Raw genomic sequence first — 16389 nt, forward strand, 5'->3', positions numbered from 1 at the left:
ACGTCGAGCATGATGCGTTGCCGTACTTCTCGGGCACACAAGTCAACCACAACCGGGGCATAACGACTCGGCGGCGCATAGCCTGGTTTTATGCGCAATGTGTGGAAGTGGTTGGGACTGGCCGGTGCGGCCGGCGTCGTTGCCGGCGGTGTGCTGGTTGTTCGCGACCAACGCAAACGGCGTGCATACACCCCAGACGAGGTCCGCGATCGCCTGCATCAGCGGTTGGCCGAATACAACGGGGAAGGGGCTCAGCCCGATTCTGGATCGGCCGGGGCCTGGACGGCGAACAACCGATAGGTGCCCGAAAAGCCCTTCAGCTCCACATTGCGGCCGTCGTCGAACCGGATGCCATCGCAATCGGAAAGCGCGTCTCGCACCGGCTGACTCACCAGAATCTGGCCGCCGACCGCCTGTGCGGCGACGCGTGCCGCCATTGCGACGTTGCGGCCGAACAGGTCATCGCCACGACGCACCGAACGTCCCATGTGGATGCCGATCCGCACTCGAATCTCCTCGCGCCGCTTGCGATTCGCATCCCTGCGCAACGCGTCCTGCAGATCGATACCGCACCGCACCGCTTGTTCGGCGCGAGCGAACGCGATCATGAATCCGTCGCCCTGACTCTTCACCACGTGACCGGAGCGTCGCTGCACCAGATCCGAGACCAGCTTGTCGTGCGAGCTGATCAGCTTGACCCAGGCCCGGTCACCGATCTTCTCGTTGAGTTTGGTGGACTCCTCGATGTCGGAGAACAAGATGACCACCCGGCCGTCCGGGGTGACGCGGGCGAGGTCGGGTCGCTCCACTTCGGCCCAGTCCGCCAGATCTTCGATGCTGCTGCGCACCACCGCGCCGAAACCTTCCTTGCGCATCAGGTTGGCGGTGTTCCAGACCCGTTTGACGGCCTCGCGGCCCCCCGACAGCAACTGAGTGCGGGCGTCGGCCCGCTGTCGCATCTCGTCGAGCTCTTGCTGACTACGCACGAGCAACCGCCACAGGACGATCAGCGCGACGCCTTCGATCGCGGCAATTCCGGCCAGGATGTAGACCGTGAGGTGCAGCGCGTCAGCCATGCCGGTCATCCTTTCAAGGCCGGGTCCACCCAGGTTGTCGGCCCTATCGGCAGTGTCTAGTGTTGACTCCGCCAGCCGCGGGTAGTGATCTCAAGTGAGCCCGGATCGGGTGACTTTCGGGAGGAGCGGTTTTGGTCGAGGACGACAGTAACCCATCTGACCTGCTGGTGATCTTCGGAATCACCGGTGATTTGGCGCGGAAGATGACATTCCGGGCGTTGTACCGGCTCGAGCGCCGCGACATGCTGGATCACCCGATCGTGGGGGTGGCCAGTGACGACCTCACGATCGAGCAGCTGCAGGAGCGGGCACGCGACGCCATCAAGGCATCGGGCGAGGCGTTCGACGAGGCCGTGTTCGACCGCCTGGCGAACCGGCTGTCTTACCTGCACGGCGACGTCACCGACGCCGGTCTCTACAAGCAGCTCGCCAAGAAGATCCCTTCGGGTTCCCACCCGCTCTACTACCTGGAAATGCCGCCGGCCTTATTCGCGCCCATCGTGGAGAACCTCGCGAAAGCCGACCTGCTGGAGCGCGCCCGGGTCGCCGTGGAGAAGCCGTTCGGCCATGACCTGGCCTCGGCCCGCGATCTCAACGAGCGCCTGCGCGCTGTGCTCGACGAAGACCAAATCTTGCGTGTGGACCACTTTTTGGGCAAACAGCCCGTCGAAGAATTGCAGTACCTACGGTTCGCCAACCAGGCGCTCGCCAAGCTGTGGGACCGCGACAGCATTTCCGAGATCCACATCACCATGGCCGAGGACTTCGGCATCGAGGACCGCGGGAAGTTCTACGACGCCGTGGGCACACTTCGCGATGTCGTGCAAAACCACCTGCTGCAGGTGCTTGCACTGGTCGCCATGGAGCCCCCGGTGGGCGCGGGGGCCGACGACCTGAATGACAAGAAAGCCGAGGTTTTCCGAGCGATGCCCGCGCTGGACCCGCAACGTTGCGTCCGCGGGCAGTACCGCGGCTACACCGAGGTGGCCGGTGTGGCCAAGGATTCCACCACCGAGACCTATATCGCGTTGCGCACCGAGATCGACAATTGGCGCTGGGCCGGTGTGCCGATCTTTTTGCGGGCCGGAAAGGCGTTGCCGGAGAAGGTAACCGAGGTCCGGATGTTCCTGCACCACGTCCCGGGCTTTTCATTCCTGCCCAACCGGCGGCCGCCCGAGTGCAACCAGATAGTGCTGCGCATCGACCCGGATCCCGGGATGCGGCTGCAGTTGTCCGCCCAGGCCCGCGATTCATGGCACGACGTCCACTTGGATTCGTCGTTCGCCGAAGATCTCGGCGAACCGGTCCGGCCTTACGAGCGGTTGCTCTACGCCGCGTTCAACGGCGATCACCAGTTGTTCGCCCGCGAAGATGCCATCGAGGAGACGTGGCGCATCGTGCAGCCCGTGCTGGATAAGCCGGGACGTATTCACCATTACGACCAGGGCTCGTGGGGACCCGATGCCGCACAAGCGCTGGTGCGCGGCCACCACAGCTGGCACGAGCCGTGGCTGCCGCCTAGCAAGCCGAGCGAACAGTAAGGAGACTGGCACGATGCAGCTTGGGATGATCGGCCTCGGCCGGATGGGCGCGAACATCGTGCGCCGCGTCGCAAAGGGCGGACACGAATGCGTGGTCTACGACCACAACCCCGACGCGGTCAAGGCGATGGCGGGGGAGGAGAAAACCACCGGAGTCGGCTCGCTGCGGGAGCTCGCCGAGAAGCTGACGGCACCGCGGGTCGTCTGGGTCATGGTGCCGGCGGGAACCATCACGACGGGTGTCATCGAGGAACTGGCCAAGACGCTGGAATCGGGCGACATCGTCATCGACGGTGGCAACTCCTACTACCGCGACGACATCCGCCACGCGAAAACCCTGTCGGAGAAGGGCATTCACCTACTCGATTGCGGCACCAGCGGCGGTGTGTGGGGCCGGGAACGCGGTTACTGCCTGATGATCGGCGGCGACGACGAGGCCTTCCTGCACGCCGAACCGATCTTCGCCACCGTCGCACCGGGCGTCGACGCCGCGGCCCGCACGCCGGGTCGCGACGGCGAGGTCGCGCGGTCGGAGCAGGGTTACCTCCACTGCGGACCCTCCGGCGCCGGACATTTCGTCAAGATGGTGCACAACGGCATCGAGTACGGAATGATGGCCTCGCTGGCCGAGGGGCTGAACATCCTGCGCAATGCCGACATCGGCAAGCACATGCAGGAAAGTGACGCCGAAACCGCGCCGCTCGAGCACCCCGAGTTCTACCAGTACGACTTCGACATTCCAGAGGTCGCCGAGGTGTGGCGGCGCGGCAGCGTCATCGGCTCTTGGCTCCTGGACCTGACGGCGATCGCGCTGCACGACTCGCCCGACCTCAAGGAGTTCTCCGGCCGGGTCTCGGACTCCGGGGAGGGCCGGTGGACCGCCATCGCGGCAATCGACGAGGGCGTCCCGTCGCCGGTGCTGACCACCGCGCTGCAGTCCCGCTTCGCCTCGCGTTCACTGGACGACTTCGCCAACAAGGCGCTCTCGGCGATGCGCAAGCAATTCGGCGGGCACGCGGAGAAGCCGGCTAACTAACCGGCGATCGCGAGAGCGGCGGCGCCGGGCGAAGTGGCTCGCCGCGATCAGCTAGCGGCGGTTGACGAATGCGACCACCGCGTCGCTGAACGCGTCGTTGTCGTCACCGGCCGCGGTGTGCCCTGCGTTGGACAGCTCGACGAATTCGGCGCGCGGCACGGTGGCCAGGAAGTGCCGAACGCCTTCGGGGCTCACCACGTCGGACAGCTTGCCGCGGATCAGCAACACCGGGATCCTCAGGTTCTTGGCGGCCTGTTCGAAGCTCTCGGTGCGCAGTTCGGGATCGTCGCCGGGCTTGGTCATGAACGCGGGGTCCCAATGCCAATACCAGCGGCCGTCGCGCAGGCGCAGGTTCTTCTTCAGCCCCTCGGGACTGCGCGGCTTGCTTCGGTAGGGCAGGTAGGAGGCGACGGCGTCGGCGGCCTGCTCCAGCGACTCGAAGCCGTCGAGTCCGCTGATCATGAATTCGCGGATGCGGGCGCTGCCGCCCTTTTCGAATCGGGGGACCACGTCGACGAGCACCAACCGGGTCACCTTCGCGGGACCGGCTCGGTGAGCGGCGAGAATGCCGGTCAGCCCGCCCATGCTGGCCCCGATGATCGTCACGGGCCGCCCGATCGTGTCCAGCACCCGCATGACATCGGCCGTCAGCGTCTCGATTTCATAGTCGCCGTCGGGCGAGCGTGCGCTGTCGCCGTGTCCCCGCGAATCCAGCGCCACCACATGCAGGCCCTCATCGGCCAGTGTCTGGCCGGTGTTTTTCCAGGAAAACCGGTTCTGGCCGCCTCCGTGCAACATCAGAATGCTCGGTCGTCCGGCGCCGTCGGAGCCGCGATTCCACTCGTCCGCGACCAGGGTGAGTCCCTTGACGCCGGCAAACTCAACCGTCTCGGGGCTGCTGCTGACGGTGCTCATGCGAACTGACGTTACATAGGCCGGTTAAGAACTGTGCCGCGGGTGGACGACCCGGTGAGTTTTCGTCGGTCACGGGGTCTATCAAGGGCAGAGACCCACGAGCCGTCAAGGAGGCCCCGGACATGCCATCGATCACCCCGTCGTTGTGGTTCGACGACAACCTGGAGGAGGCCGCCAGGTTCTACACCTCGGTGTTTCCCAACTCCCACATCGAGGGTTTCAACCAGACCACCGACGCCGGGCCCGGCGAACCCGGCACGGTCCTGTCCGGCAGCTTCGTGCTGGACGGCACCCGGTTCATCGGGATCAACGGCGGTCCGCACTTCCAATTCACCGAAGCGGTGTCGTTCACGATCCACTGCAAGGACCAGGACGAGGTCGACTACTACTGGGAGCGGCTGACCGACGGCGGTGAAGAATCGCAATGCGGCTGGCTCAAAGACCGTTTCGGGATGAGCTGGCAAATCGTCCCCGACCGGCTCTACGAACTGATCAGCGATCCCGATCGCACGCGGGCGGCGGCGGCTACCAACGCGATGTATGGCATGCGCAAGATCGTCATCGCCGAGCTGGAGCGAGCCGCCGCGCTGCAACGGTGAAAACCGCTCTCACAGCGTCGGTTTGACTCTGCATCCACCAGCGTCGGTGCGTTGTGGGGCCGCACAGGTTAGGTTGATCCCTGCGGAGACGTCGAGCAGGGAGTGGACATGGCTGAACCAGGCTGGATCGACGTGACCGGCTCTGCGGGGGACCTCAAGGCCCTCACCTGGGGGCCGAAAGACGGTCCGATCGCGCTGTGTCTGCATGGCTTCCCCGACACGCCCTACGGCTGGCGCAAGATCGCCCCCCGACTCGCCGAGGCGGGGTGGCGGGTGGTCGCGCCGTTCATGCGCGGATACGCGCCGTCGTCGATCCCGGTCGACGGCAGCTATCAGGTGGGCGCGCTGATGGACGACGCGCTGCGGGTGCGGTCGGCGGCGGGCGGGACCGAGGACGACGTGATCATCGGCCACGACTGGGGTGCGATCGCCGGAACGGGCCTGGCCGCCATGCCCGACAGTCCGTTCACCAAGGCGGTGATCATGTCGGTTCCGCCATTGGCGGCCTTCGGGCGGCGCGGCGGTGGTGCGGGCGAGCGCGGCAGGCTGGCCGCCCATGTGGCGCGGCAGGTGTTTCGCAGCTGGTACATCATGTACTTCCAATTGCCTTGGCTGCCTGAGCGTTCCGCGTCCTGGGTGGTGCCCCTGTTGTGGCGGCGGTGGTCGCCCGGCTATCGCGCCGACGAGGACTTGCGTCACGTCGACGCCGCGATCGGAGCGCCTGCGAGCTGGCGAGCGGCGCTGGGCCCGTACCGCGCCACCATTCGCAACACCCGACCGTCGGCGCAGTATGCCCGACTGAACGAGTTGTGGACGGAAGAACCCGTGCTGCCGTGCCTGTACCTGCACGGCCGCGACGACGGTTGCATGACACCGGCTTTCGCACGCTGGGCCGAAAAGGTGTTGCCGGCGGGCAGTGAGGTCGGCATCGTCGAACACGCCGGCCACTTCCTACAGCTCGAACAACCCGACAAGGTCGCCGACCTGGTGCTCGGGTTCATCGGCTCACCCGGCTGACGCCGTGGCTCGGGCCGGGTCGGGGCACCGGATGGCTGCCGTCGATGCGCAGTTCTACTGGATGTCGGCCAAGATCCCCAGCGACGAGTTCCTGCTATATGCATTCGACGGTGAACCGGAGGATTACGCGCGTACCATCCTCCAACTCTGCCGCCGGGCCAACGCCGAGCCGGCACTGAGCATGCGAGTGCGGGACCTTGGCCCGTTGCGCTACCCGCAGTGGGTACCGACGGATGTCACGCCGTCGCAGGTGGTGAGCCACGAGCTTGCCGAGCCCAGCTGGGACGGCGTTCTGGCGACTGTCGCCCGCCTTGCCGACGACCAACTCGACGTCCGCCGGGTGGCCTGGCGTCTGCACGTCTTCACCCCGGTGCGGGGCATTCCACGCGTCAGCGCGGCGGGAACCGTCGCGGTGCTGCAGGTCGCACACGCGCTGGCCGACGGCGCCCGCTCCGCGGCGATGGCGGCGTGGCTGTTCGGCCGGCCCGGCGCCGTGCCCGAGGTGCGCGAACCACGGCCGGGTTTTCTGCCCTGGCGAGCCGCCCAGGCGGCTCGCGCCCATCGCCGGCGCGAGCGCGACATCCGCGCGGGTCTGCTGCCGCCCGGCGCCGGGTCGCGTCCGCTGCTGCCGACGAATGCGCGACCCGAGGGCGCCCGCGCGGTACGTACGTTAGTACGACACCGTTCGCAGTTGCCGGGTCCCACTGTCACCGTCGGCGTGCTGGGCGCGGTATCGCAGGCCCTGTCCAATCTGCTTGGTGAGCAATGCGATTCACTGGGTGCCGAGGTTCCGATGGCCAAACCCGGTAATCCGCGGGCGCACAACCACTTCGGCAACGTCGTGGTGGGGCTGTATCCCAACCTCGGGCCAGACGCGCGCGCCGAGCGGATCGCGGCCGATTTGGCCAACGGCCGGTGCCGTTTCCAGCACCCGGCCACCCTGGCCGCCGACCGTGCGTTCGCGGCGGTGCCGGCCGGGCTGCTGCGTTGGGGCATTAGGCAATTCGATGTGCAGGAGCGCGCGACTCAGGTGTCGGGCAACACCGTGGTGTCCAGCGTGAACCGGGGGCCGGCCGATCTGAGCTTCGGCGGTGCCCGGGTGGTGCTGACGTCGGGATACCCGGCGCTGTCGCCGATGATGGGGTTGACCCACGGGGTGCACGGCATCGGTGACACCATCGCGATCAGCGTGCACGCGGCGGCGTCAGCACTGCCCGACATCGATGCCTACCTGGCGCTGATCGACGCGGCGCTGTAGCTATTGCGCATCGCCGGCTCTGGCCGCTTGCTCGCGGGTCAGGCCGGCGGCACCAATCAGCTCTTCGTGCAGCTCGAACCACACCGTGTGGTAGGAGTCGATCAACGGCCGCGTCAGCCAGACTGTCTCGCCCGCCCTCACTTTGTCCAGTGCCGCAGCCAGTTTCGCCGCGTAGGTGCTCAGCCGCGGCAGTTGCGCGGCGGCGGCCGCGATGATCGGCATCGTGCGGGCGTGCACGTCGTCGAGGCGGGCCAACACCGCGCCGTCATAGTCGGCGTCGTCGTGGGCATTGGGAACGCCGTCGGGTCCGCCCTTGAGCTGCCAATCCGTCACCAGACGCTTGAAATCGGCATTGACGGCGCGGAAGTCGTCGTAGGCGGCAGCCATGACGGCCGGGTCGATATCCTCGCGCTCCTCGGCGAGTAACGCCGCGAGCCTTTCGCTGCCGCTAGCGGTGATCCGCAAGGTCGCGCCTTCGGTCAGCAATCCCGCCGCGGTCAACTGCTCGATGACGGGGGTGATGTCGCCAAGGTCCGCGCCCAACGTCGCCGCGAGGTCGGCGGGATTGACCCGGCCCTTGAGCCGAACACCTTGCAGCACCGCCAATTCAGTCATGAACCGGGCCCCGATGTCACGCGAAGCGCGGTGAAAATCACGATCAAGGGCGTCGCCGAAATCACGTCCCCATGCCCGCCGTCCAGCGTGGCGCGCACCGCGGCCTCTGAGTTGTCGTCCAATCGCACGTGCTCGCCGGCGGAGTGTGCACGCAGCGGACTGATCCGCCGGGCGATGTCGGCCAGCTCGCGCAGTTCCGGTGTATCGTCCTCAGCCCACGCGGACAGGCTCAGGTTGCTTTCGCGCACTTCGCCTTCGGCGCCGTCGACAGTGATGTCGTTGCCGGCCAGCGCTGCGGCGACTCCGTGGCCGCAGCCCACCACCGCCACCCGGCCCAATTCGCGGCTGACTACCGCCGCATGGCTGGAGGCGCCGCCGACCTCGGTGACGATGCCCCGCGCAGCCAGCATGCCCGACACGTCTTCGGGCCGCGTGTGGTCGCGCACCAGGATCACCCGCTCGCCGCGGTCGGCGGCGCGCAGCGCCTCGTCGACATCGGTGTATGCCCTGCCCGAGGCCACCCCCGGGCATGCAGGCAGGCCCCTGGCTAAAAGTGGTGCCGCCAAACGTATTTCGGGTTGCAGCGCGGGTTGCAGCAGGGTCTGCACATGCGCGGGGGTCACCCGCCGCAACGTCTCCGCATCGTCGATGAGTCCCTCGTGTCGCAGCTGCAGTGCCGAGCGCACCGCCGCCTGCGCGGAACGCTCCGCCGCCCGGGTCTGCAGCAACCACAGGTTGCCGTCCTCGACGGTGAACTCGATCTCTTGTATGTCCGAGTCCAGCCGCTCCAAGGTGCGGGCGGCATCGATCAGCTCGTCGTAGACGGCGGGCTGCTCGTCGCGCAACGCAACGATCGGTTCGACATCGACCGAGCCCGACACCACGTCGTCGCCCTGGCCACCGGGCAGCCATTCGCCGAACGGCTCGTTATCGCCGGTGATCGGATTGCGTGAAAAGAAGGCCCCGGCACCCGAATTGGGGCCGTGATTGCCGAACACCATCGCCTGCACGACCACGGCGGTGCCGTGCTGATCGTCAATGCCGTAGTGGGTGCGATAGGCGACCGCGCGCGGTGAATTCCAAGAGGCGAACACCGCTTCGATGCCGGCCCGTAACTGCGCGTACGGTTCCGACGGCACCGACTCTTGCTCCCCGACGCCCACGATGCGCCGATACATTTCGGAGAACCGGCGGCGAGTGTCGTGGGCGAACGCCGCGTCACCGCCCGCCGCGAGCGCGCGCTCGACGGCATCGTTGATGCCCAGGTTCAGGATGGTATCCATCATGCCTGGCATGGATTGGGTGGCTCCGGAGCGCACGCTGACCAACAGGGGGCGCGGGCCTCGCCCGAACGTGCGCGAGGTCTGCCCCTGGAGCCAGCGCATCCTCTCGAGCACGTCGTCCCAGATGGCGTCCATGGTCGCCGCGGGATCGGCGAGGTACCGCAGGCCCACCGCGGTGGTGATGCAGAAGGCCGGTGGCACCGGCAGGTTGCGCCGGCGCATCGCCTCGATGCCGTGGCCCTTGTTGCCCAGTAGCTCCCGCGGGTGGCTCGACGTGCCGTCCAGCAACACCACGGAGTGCTTGAAAGGCGCGGACCCACGGCCGCTTGACGCATTGCAGTGGGCGCTACCTCGTGCGGTGCCAGCCGTGGTGCACCCCCTCGTGGTGTTGCTACTGATCGGGCCGATGTCGGAACGCCCGCCATGTTCCCACACCGGCCAGCGAATTAAGCGACGTAGCTGCTCGGCTGCTCTTGTCCTGCCACCCACCCCATGATCTAGGTTTACAACTATGACTTCATATGACACGTTCCATGACGTCGGAGTACTGATCCTGCGGCTGGTGTTGGGCGTGACTTTGGCCGCGCATGGCTACAACAAGTTCTTCGGCGGCGGCCGCATCCCGGGCACCGCCCGCTGGTTCGAGAGCATCGGCATGAAGCCCGGCAAGTTCCACGCCACCGTGGCCGCGACCACCGAAATGGCCGCCGGCCTCGGCCTGGCCGCCGGCTTTCTGACCCCGATCCCGGCGGCGGGCTTCGTCTCGCTGATGCTGGTCGCGGCCTGGACGGTGCACCGCGCCAACGGCTTCTTCATCGTCAAGGAGGGCTGGGAATACAACCTGGTGCTGGCGGCCAGCGCCGTGGGCGTGGCTACCCTGGGCGCGGGCAAATTCAGCCTGGACTACCTGGTCTTCGGCAAGAACTGGATGGACGGCTGGCACGGACTTTTGATCTCGCTCGCGCTGGGCTTGGCCGGGGCCATCGGCCAGCTGGCGATCTTCTACCGGCCGCCGGCTAAGCAAGCCGGTTGATCTCACCGGCGGACGTCGATAGCCGTGGTGATGCGCTGCAGCTCAGAGCGCCTATATAAGGGGAGCCGTGCACGACGATGAGTTAAACTCACCGCCGTAGCTCTGTGCGGAGCAAAGGAGACAACCATGGTCCGCCTGCGTTCCCGACTGGCCCGCGCCGGCGGCGCTACCGCCTTGACCGGTCTGATCGCCACTGGGTTAGCCACGACGGCGGCGGCCGACCCCGCCAATAATCCGGCAGACGTGCAGACGCTGATGAACCACCTCTCGGGCGGCTATACCCCCGCCGACTGCCACCCCGCCGGCGCGCACTCCGCCGTGGCGGTGGCCGCGGTCAACTGCGACAACTACAGTCACGATCCCGGCGGCCCCTGGAACGCGGATCACCTGCTGTACGCCAACACCGACGATCTGAACGCCGACTTCCAGCGCAGCCTCGCGGAGGCCCCGCAGACTCCGGCGCAACCGTTCCCGGATGGCACGACGGGGCCCACCGAGTGGAACCGCGGCGGGCACAACGGGTCGGTGGTGTTCCTCGGCTCTGACCGAGATGACGGCGTGTATCTGGTCTGGACAGACATCCCCGCGCGGATGCTCGTGGTCGCCGAGCAGGGCATCGCCCCAGAGAGCACCCAAGCCGCCCTGTACGACTGGTGGCAGGCCGGGGGCGTTCGCTGATTCGAGTTCGCGGGATTGTGGAGGTGGTCGAATGGTCGGGGAGGAAACAGCTACTCGGGGTGCGCCACCGCGCCATAAAGCCGCGCTGCGGCTTTATACATTCAGCAGGGAAAAATTAGGATCGGGTGCCATGGCGAATCGAACGGGCAGAGCCGCAGTGTGCGTTGGTGCCGCCGTGCTAGCACTGGGACTCGGCGGTATCGGCGGTGCAGATATTCCGCGTACCAATGCCGCCCCCGCGCCGATCGAGGTCGGCCCCGCGCCGATTGCGGCCCCGACGCCCGCATCGCCGGACAGCGTTTGCTGCAACGACGCCGTCCAACCCCAAGCAAGCGGTACGGACTGCATAATCGGCCTGAACTGTGGCCAAATTCGGCCTCGTCCTCGCCGGACGGCGCCGGTGCCCCTTCCTCCGCCTCCTCCGCAGCAATAATCGCGGTGGGCCCTGCCCGCGCTCCGCTTGACCGTGCGGGCTTTACGTCGCATCGTCGCAATCCTCGGCCAGCAACTTTTCGGGGTGATGAAACGTGTTCACCTGGGGCTGGCCGCGGTTGAGGTGCGGCGGCGGGATCCGTTCGGTGTCGCCGTTGGCGCGTTTTCGGGTGGACCAGCCCTTCTCCGCCAGTGGGTGATGACCACCGCACGCGAACGTCAGTTCGTCGATGTCGGTGCTGGGTCGCGTGGCATAACTGGTGACGTGGTGGACTTCGCAGTAGTAGCCAGAGACGTCGCAACCCGGATGAGAACACCCACGGTCCTTGGCGTACAGGACAATTCGCTGTCCGGGCGAGGCCAGCCGCTTGGTGTGATACAGCGCCAGCGATTTGCCCTTGTCGAAGATCGCGAGATAGTGATGAGCGTGGCGGGCCAGCCGGATCACGTCCGACATCGGCAGCAGGGTGCCGCCCCCGGTGAGCCCCTTGCCGGTGGTGCGTTCGAGGTCCTCGAGTGTGGTGGTGACGATGATCGATGCCGGTAACCCGTTGTGCTGGCCCAGTTTTCCGCTAGCCAGCACCGCGCGCAGCGCGGCATTGAGGCTGTCGTGGTTGCGCTGCGCGGTGCTGCGGGTGTCGCGTTGCACCGCGTCTTCGGACGGGGCGCCGTCGACGACCGGTATGTCGTCGTCGGGGTTGCACATGCCGGGGGCGGCCAGTTTGGCAAGCACCGCATCCCAACTGGCTCTGGCTTCGGGTGTCAGCCATCCGCTCAGACGTGACATGCCGTCGGCCTGCTGGTTGCCCAGCACCAGGCCGCGCATGCGCGCCCGGTCGGCATCGGTGTAGCTGCCGTCGGGGTTGAGGCAGTCCATCAGGCGGCGGGCCAGCTTGGCGAGCTGATCGGGCCGAAACTCGGTGGCCTTGGCGGCCAGCTGCTTTTCGGCGTGCTCACAGGTCTCGAGGTCGACGGACTCGGGCAGTTGGTGAAAAAACCGCCGGATCACCGCCACGTGGTCGGCGCCGATAGTCCCGTCGTGCTGGGCCGCCGCCGTGGCGGGCAGCACCGGAGCCAACGGCTCACCGGTAAGCGCACGGCGCGGGCCCAGATCGGCGGCCTCGGCGATGCGCCGTCCGGCCTCGGCCCGGGTGATGTGTAGCCGGTCGGCCAAGGCCCACGGCAACTTTCCGCCCAATTCGGTCGGATCAGCTTGCTCGCCAAGCTGATTGATGAGTTGGTGGCTTGGCGTCTGGAGCCTGCGGGTTACGCATTCGAGCTTCTCCAAGATTGCCAACCGTTCGGGGTTGGTCAGCGCCGCATAGGAATGCTCCTGAAAACGAGCAGCCGCAGCGCACAACGAGTCGGCGTCGACCTGAATCTGCTCGCGGTCGCTAATCGAATGCATGTGCGAATGCTAACCCAGGCCACCGACAATAATCCGACGTGCCGAAACCACTGAAACAAAAGTGGCACAGGTGATCTGGGCGCGTTGCCGCGCTGATTTGGCTACGCGACGGCCGCGGTCTCGGCCTCGGCCACCTCGGACGCGGCGCGCTCGCCGGAGCGAATCGCGCCGTCGATCCACCCGCACATCACCGCCGAGCTTTCGGTGCCGGCCCAATGGATGCGGCCGCAGGCCTCGCGCAGGGTATAGCCAAATTCCGTCAGCACGCCGGGAGGGGCGTGGCCGATCATTCCCCCGCCGGAATAGCGGTCGGTAGTCCAGTTCTGTTCGTGGAATTCCAGTGGCGCTTTGGCTTTGCTGCCGAATCGGTCGACGAGTTCGCCGATGATCACCGCTTTGCGCTCGGCTTCGTCGAGTTCTGTCAGCCGCCGTGCCGCGGGCCCCTCGGTGATGACGCACATGATTCCCGGGTCCTCGGTGTCCGTGCAGGCGTCGATGGTCAGGGTGGCCGGGGAGTTCGGCGCGGCGGATTGGCCGGATAGTCCGTCGGCGCGCCAGAAGGGCTCGTCGTAAATGATCGAGATCTTGACGACCGCGCCGCTCGGCATGCGCTGGTGCAGAAATGCTCGATCCACCGGCAGCATCGGTTCGTACACGATCGATGTGGCGATCGCCAGCGGGATCGCGACAATCGCTCGCCTCGCCCGCACCGTCAGATCGGCCGCGCTGACCGTCACACCGTCGGCGTCCTGGGCAATTTGGCGCACCGGCTGCGACAGGTGGAGGGCGTCGCCCAGCGCGGCCACCATCGGGCGGTGCAGCGCGCCCATCCCACCGACCGGGCGCGCGTCTTGGGAGCCACCCTTGCCCGAAATCGCGAAGGTGAGCCCGCCCGCGGAGGCCGTCTGCAGCAGCCCCCACAGCAACGACGTCTCCGACCCCGCCGAGGTGTAGAGGCCGGCGAAGGCCATGTCCAGCATCTCGGCGGCGTCCTTGGACATGGACTTCTTGTGGATCCATTCCCCAATGCTGATGCGGTCCCACTCCTGGGCCTTCCTCGCGTCCCAAGGGGCTTCGCGCGGAATCTCTTTGCACATCCTCTCGATGGCGGCCAAACCGAACCCAAGGTTGGCGACGGCCCACGGGCTAATCGTCCACGGGATGGTGCCGCCGTAGCGGTGCTTCTTGCCGCCGACGATCATCATGGCGTCGCCGTCGTTGTGCTGCTTATACTCCGGCACGCCGAATTCGTTCATCAGCGCATAAATTCGGTCTTGGCCCGGCCCGATCCAGGCGCCGCCGCGATCGATCCACGTACCGTCCGCCCGGGTCTCGGTGAAAGTGCGGCCACCGACGCGATCGCGCGCCTCCAGCAAGGCCACCGAATGCCCGGCCTGTTTGAGCCGCAACGCGGCCGTCAGCCCCGCGAATCCCGCTCCGACTACGCAGAAATCGACCTCAGACACGGCTGGCTCCTCAACCTCGTCCACCCCAGCAGCAAACTACACTGACCAGGTGCCCGCGGTGGTCGGTTAACACAGATTTCCGCAGGCGTTCGCGTGCGACCCCTTCATGCTGGCGCGTGCGCGGCGAGCGCCTGAAACGCCTTCGCGCACAGGCTGGCTCAGAAGGGTCGCCGGCGACCCCCTTAAGTGCACGCTGGCCCGCCCTCGACGGGATCGGCGCGAAAGCCGCAGGCCAAGATTTCTTCTCCGAGGTTGCGGTACGCGCCCCTAGAACACGTTCTAATGTGTCAAACCATGGGATTTCTGAAGCCCGAGCTGCCGCAGCTCGACATGGCCGAATGGAACAAGGGCACCCGTAGCGACAAGATCCGGCCGATGGCCAAGCACTGGGCAGAGGTCGGCTTCGGCACGCCGTTGGTGCTGCATCTGTTCTATGTCGCCAAGATCCTGCTCTACATCCTGGGCGCGTGGCTGTTCGCATCTGCCACCAACGGCCTCGGCGGATTCACCCGCGTCGCCTCGTGGTGGTCGGAGCCGATCGTGTTCGAGAAGGTCGTGCTCTACACCATGCTCTTCGAGGTGATCGGGCTGGGTTGTGGCTTCGGACCGTTGAACAACCGGTTCTTCCCACCGATGGGCTCGATTCTGTACTGGATGCGCTTCGGCACCATCCGGCTGCCACCGTGGCCGGATCGGATCCCACTCACCAAGGGCACCAAGCGCAAACCGGTCGACGTCGCGCTGTACGGGCTCTTTCTTCTACTGACGCTGGCAGCGCTGTTCGCCGACGGCACCGGACCGATACCCGAATTGGGCACCACGGTCGGGCTGCTGCCCGCGTGGAAGATCGTGCTGATCCTCATGCTGCTGGCGGTGGTTGGGCTGCGCGACAAGGTGATCTTCCTGGCCGCCCGCGGCGAGGTCTACGCGACCCTGGCGGTGACGTTCCTGTTCGCCGCGCCCGACATGATCGTCGGCTCAAAGGTGGTGTTCCTGGTGATCTGGATGGGCGCCGCGACGTCCAAGCTGAACAAACACTTTCCGTTCGTCATCTCCACGATGATGTCCAATAACCCGTTGGTGCGGCCCCGCTGGCTGAAACGGCGATTCTTCGAGAAGTTTCCGGATGATCTGCGGCCCGGACGGCTGTCGCGGTGGCTGGCGCACCTGAGCACCGCCATCGAGATGTTGGTGCCGTTGCCGCTGTTCTTCTGTCACGGCGGGTGGCCCCTCACGGTGGCGGCCGTCGCCATGGTCTGCTTCCACCTCGGAATCCTGGTCTCGATTCCGATGGGCGTGCCGCTGGAGTGGAACGTCTTCATGATCTTCGGTGTGTTGTCGTTGTTCGTCGCGCACAGCCACATCGGGCTGCGCGACCTGAGGCATCCGGTGGTGGTGGCGATCCTGTTTGTCGTCATCGCGGGAATCGTCGTATTGGGCAACATGTTTCCGCGCAAGATCTCGTTCCTACCGGCAATGCGTTATTACGCAGGCAATTGGGACACCACACTGTGGTGTATCAAGGGATCGGCCAACGACAAGATCAGCAGGGGTATCGTGGCGATCGCGAGTATGCCGCAGGCCCAGCTGGAGCGGTTCTACGGCAGCCCGGAGGCGGCCCAAATACCGATCTACATGGGATATGCGTTCCGCGGCTTCAACACGCACGGCCGGGCGCTGTTTACGCTGGCACACCGTGCCATGGCTGGCCAGAACGAGGACGACTTCGTCATCACCGACGGCGAGCGGATCTGCAGCACCGCCATCGGCTGGAACTTCGGCGACGGCCACATGCACAACGAGCAACTGATCACCGCTCTGCAGGAGCGTTGCCACTTCGAGCCCGGCGAGGTCCGAGTGGTTCTGCTCGACGCGCAACCAATTCACAAGCAGACCCAGACATACCGGTTGGTCGACGCGGCGACCGGTGAATTCGAGCACGGCGTCGTCCGGGTGGCCGACATGGTCGTGCGCCAACCGTGGGCCGATGACGTTCCGGTGCAAGTACTCTCGGAGTGAGTCCGGTTGCTCG

General features: G+C 66.3%; 14 protein-coding genes and 1 pseudogene. 9 read left to right on the forward strand and 6 right to left on the reverse strand.

Annotated features, from left to right (window positions below):
* Nucleotides 1-90 precede the first annotated feature (90 nt).
* Nucleotides 91-300: a hypothetical protein gene (locus tag A5686_RS26675; RefSeq protein ID WP_082947633.1), complete on the forward strand. Its 210-nt coding sequence runs from the start codon at nucleotides 91-93 to the stop codon at nucleotides 298-300.
* On the opposite strand, the gene A5686_RS14205 is transcribed toward A5686_RS26675, so the two are convergent.
* Nucleotides 252-1085 (reverse strand): adenylate/guanylate cyclase domain-containing protein, encoded by an 834-nt coding sequence (locus tag A5686_RS14205; RefSeq protein WP_067935098.1) that lies wholly within the window; start codon nucleotides 1083-1085, stop codon nucleotides 252-254. The genes A5686_RS26675 and A5686_RS14205 overlap by 49 nt on opposite strands.
* 122 nt (nucleotides 1086-1207) lie before the next feature.
* Between A5686_RS14205 and A5686_RS14210 the strand changes: the two genes are divergently transcribed.
* Together A5686_RS14210 and gnd are read left to right on the forward strand one after the other, a co-directional pair.
* Nucleotides 1208-2617 (forward strand): glucose-6-phosphate dehydrogenase, encoded by a 1410-nt coding sequence (locus A5686_RS14210; RefSeq protein ID WP_067935099.1) that lies wholly within the window; start codon nucleotides 1208-1210, stop codon nucleotides 2615-2617.
* A 13-nt stretch (nucleotides 2618-2630) separates the two neighbouring features.
* Nucleotides 2631-3653, forward strand: a complete 1023-nt coding sequence (gnd, locus tag A5686_RS14215) for a phosphogluconate dehydrogenase (NAD(+)-dependent, decarboxylating) (protein ID WP_067935103.1) — start codon at nucleotides 2631-2633, stop codon at nucleotides 3651-3653.
* Nucleotides 3654-3704: 51 nt separating this feature from the next.
* Here gnd and A5686_RS14220 read toward each other — a convergent pair whose 3' ends face one another.
* The gene (locus tag A5686_RS14220; RefSeq protein WP_067935110.1) at nucleotides 3705-4568 is read right to left on the reverse strand and encodes an alpha/beta fold hydrolase; all 864 of its coding nucleotides are present in this window, start codon (nucleotides 4566-4568) and stop codon (nucleotides 3705-3707) included.
* Nucleotides 4569-4690: 122 nt separating this feature from the next.
* Between A5686_RS14220 and A5686_RS14225 the strand changes: the two genes are divergently transcribed.
* The 3 genes from A5686_RS14225 to A5686_RS14235 all read left to right on the forward strand — a co-directional run bounded on the left by A5686_RS14225 (nucleotide 4691) and on the right by A5686_RS14235 (nucleotide 7442).
* Nucleotides 4691-5167, forward strand: coding sequence for a VOC family protein (locus tag A5686_RS14225; protein ID WP_067935112.1), 477 nt, complete (start codon nucleotides 4691-4693; stop codon nucleotides 5165-5167).
* Nucleotides 5168-5275: 108 nt separating this feature from the next.
* Nucleotides 5276-6184 carry an alpha/beta fold hydrolase gene (locus tag A5686_RS14230; RefSeq protein ID WP_067935391.1) on the forward strand — a complete coding sequence of 303 codons (909 nt, stop codon included), beginning with the start codon at nucleotides 5276-5278 and terminating at the stop codon, nucleotides 6182-6184.
* 31 nt (nucleotides 6185-6215) lie between these two features.
* Nucleotides 6216-7442 carry a WS/DGAT domain-containing protein gene (locus tag A5686_RS14235; RefSeq protein ID WP_067935113.1) on the forward strand — a complete coding sequence of 409 codons (1227 nt, stop codon included), beginning with the start codon at nucleotides 6216-6218 and terminating at the stop codon, nucleotides 7440-7442.
* Here A5686_RS14235 and A5686_RS14240 read toward each other — a convergent pair whose 3' ends face one another.
* Together A5686_RS14240 and A5686_RS14245 are read right to left on the reverse strand one after the other, a co-directional pair.
* The gene (locus tag A5686_RS14240; RefSeq protein WP_067935115.1) at nucleotides 7443-8057 is read right to left on the reverse strand and encodes a hypothetical protein; all 615 of its coding nucleotides are present in this window, start codon (nucleotides 8055-8057) and stop codon (nucleotides 7443-7445) included.
* Nucleotides 8054-9637: pseudogene (locus A5686_RS14245) on the reverse strand (pyruvate, phosphate dikinase); the annotation flags it as partial. The gene A5686_RS14240 and the pseudogene A5686_RS14245, both read right to left, overlap by 4 nt.
* 214 nt (nucleotides 9638-9851) lie before the next feature.
* Between A5686_RS14245 and A5686_RS14250 the strand changes: the two are divergent.
* Entirely contained in the window at nucleotides 9852-10373 is a 522-nt protein-coding gene (locus A5686_RS14250; protein ID WP_067935120.1) for a DoxX family protein, read from the forward strand.
* 126 nt (nucleotides 10374-10499) lie between these two features.
* Complete coding sequence (locus A5686_RS14255; protein WP_067935123.1) at nucleotides 10500-11051, forward strand: hypothetical protein; 552 nt, start codon at nucleotides 10500-10502, stop codon at nucleotides 11049-11051.
* 475 nt (nucleotides 11052-11526) lie between these two features.
* Here A5686_RS14255 and A5686_RS14260 read toward each other — a convergent pair whose 3' ends face one another.
* Nucleotides 11527-12891 (reverse strand): HNH endonuclease signature motif containing protein, encoded by a 1365-nt coding sequence (locus A5686_RS14260; RefSeq protein ID WP_067935136.1) that lies wholly within the window; start codon nucleotides 12889-12891, stop codon nucleotides 11527-11529.
* A gap of 101 nt (nucleotides 12892-12992) precedes the next feature.
* Nucleotides 12993-14357: an FAD-dependent oxidoreductase gene (locus tag A5686_RS14265; RefSeq protein WP_067935394.1), complete on the reverse strand. Its 1365-nt coding sequence runs from the start codon at nucleotides 14355-14357 to the stop codon at nucleotides 12993-12995.
* A gap of 294 nt (nucleotides 14358-14651) precedes the next feature.
* Here A5686_RS14265 and A5686_RS14270 point away from each other — a divergent pair, with 294 nt between their 5' ends.
* Nucleotides 14652-16376, forward strand: coding sequence for a DUF3556 domain-containing protein (locus A5686_RS14270; protein WP_067935398.1), 1725 nt, complete (start codon nucleotides 14652-14654; stop codon nucleotides 16374-16376).
* Nucleotides 16377-16389: the final 13 nt, after the last annotated feature.

Origin of the sequence: Mycobacterium sp. E2479 (assembly GCF_001667925.1) — a bacterium.
Taxonomy (GTDB): domain Bacteria; phylum Actinomycetota; class Actinomycetes; order Mycobacteriales; family Mycobacteriaceae; genus Mycobacterium.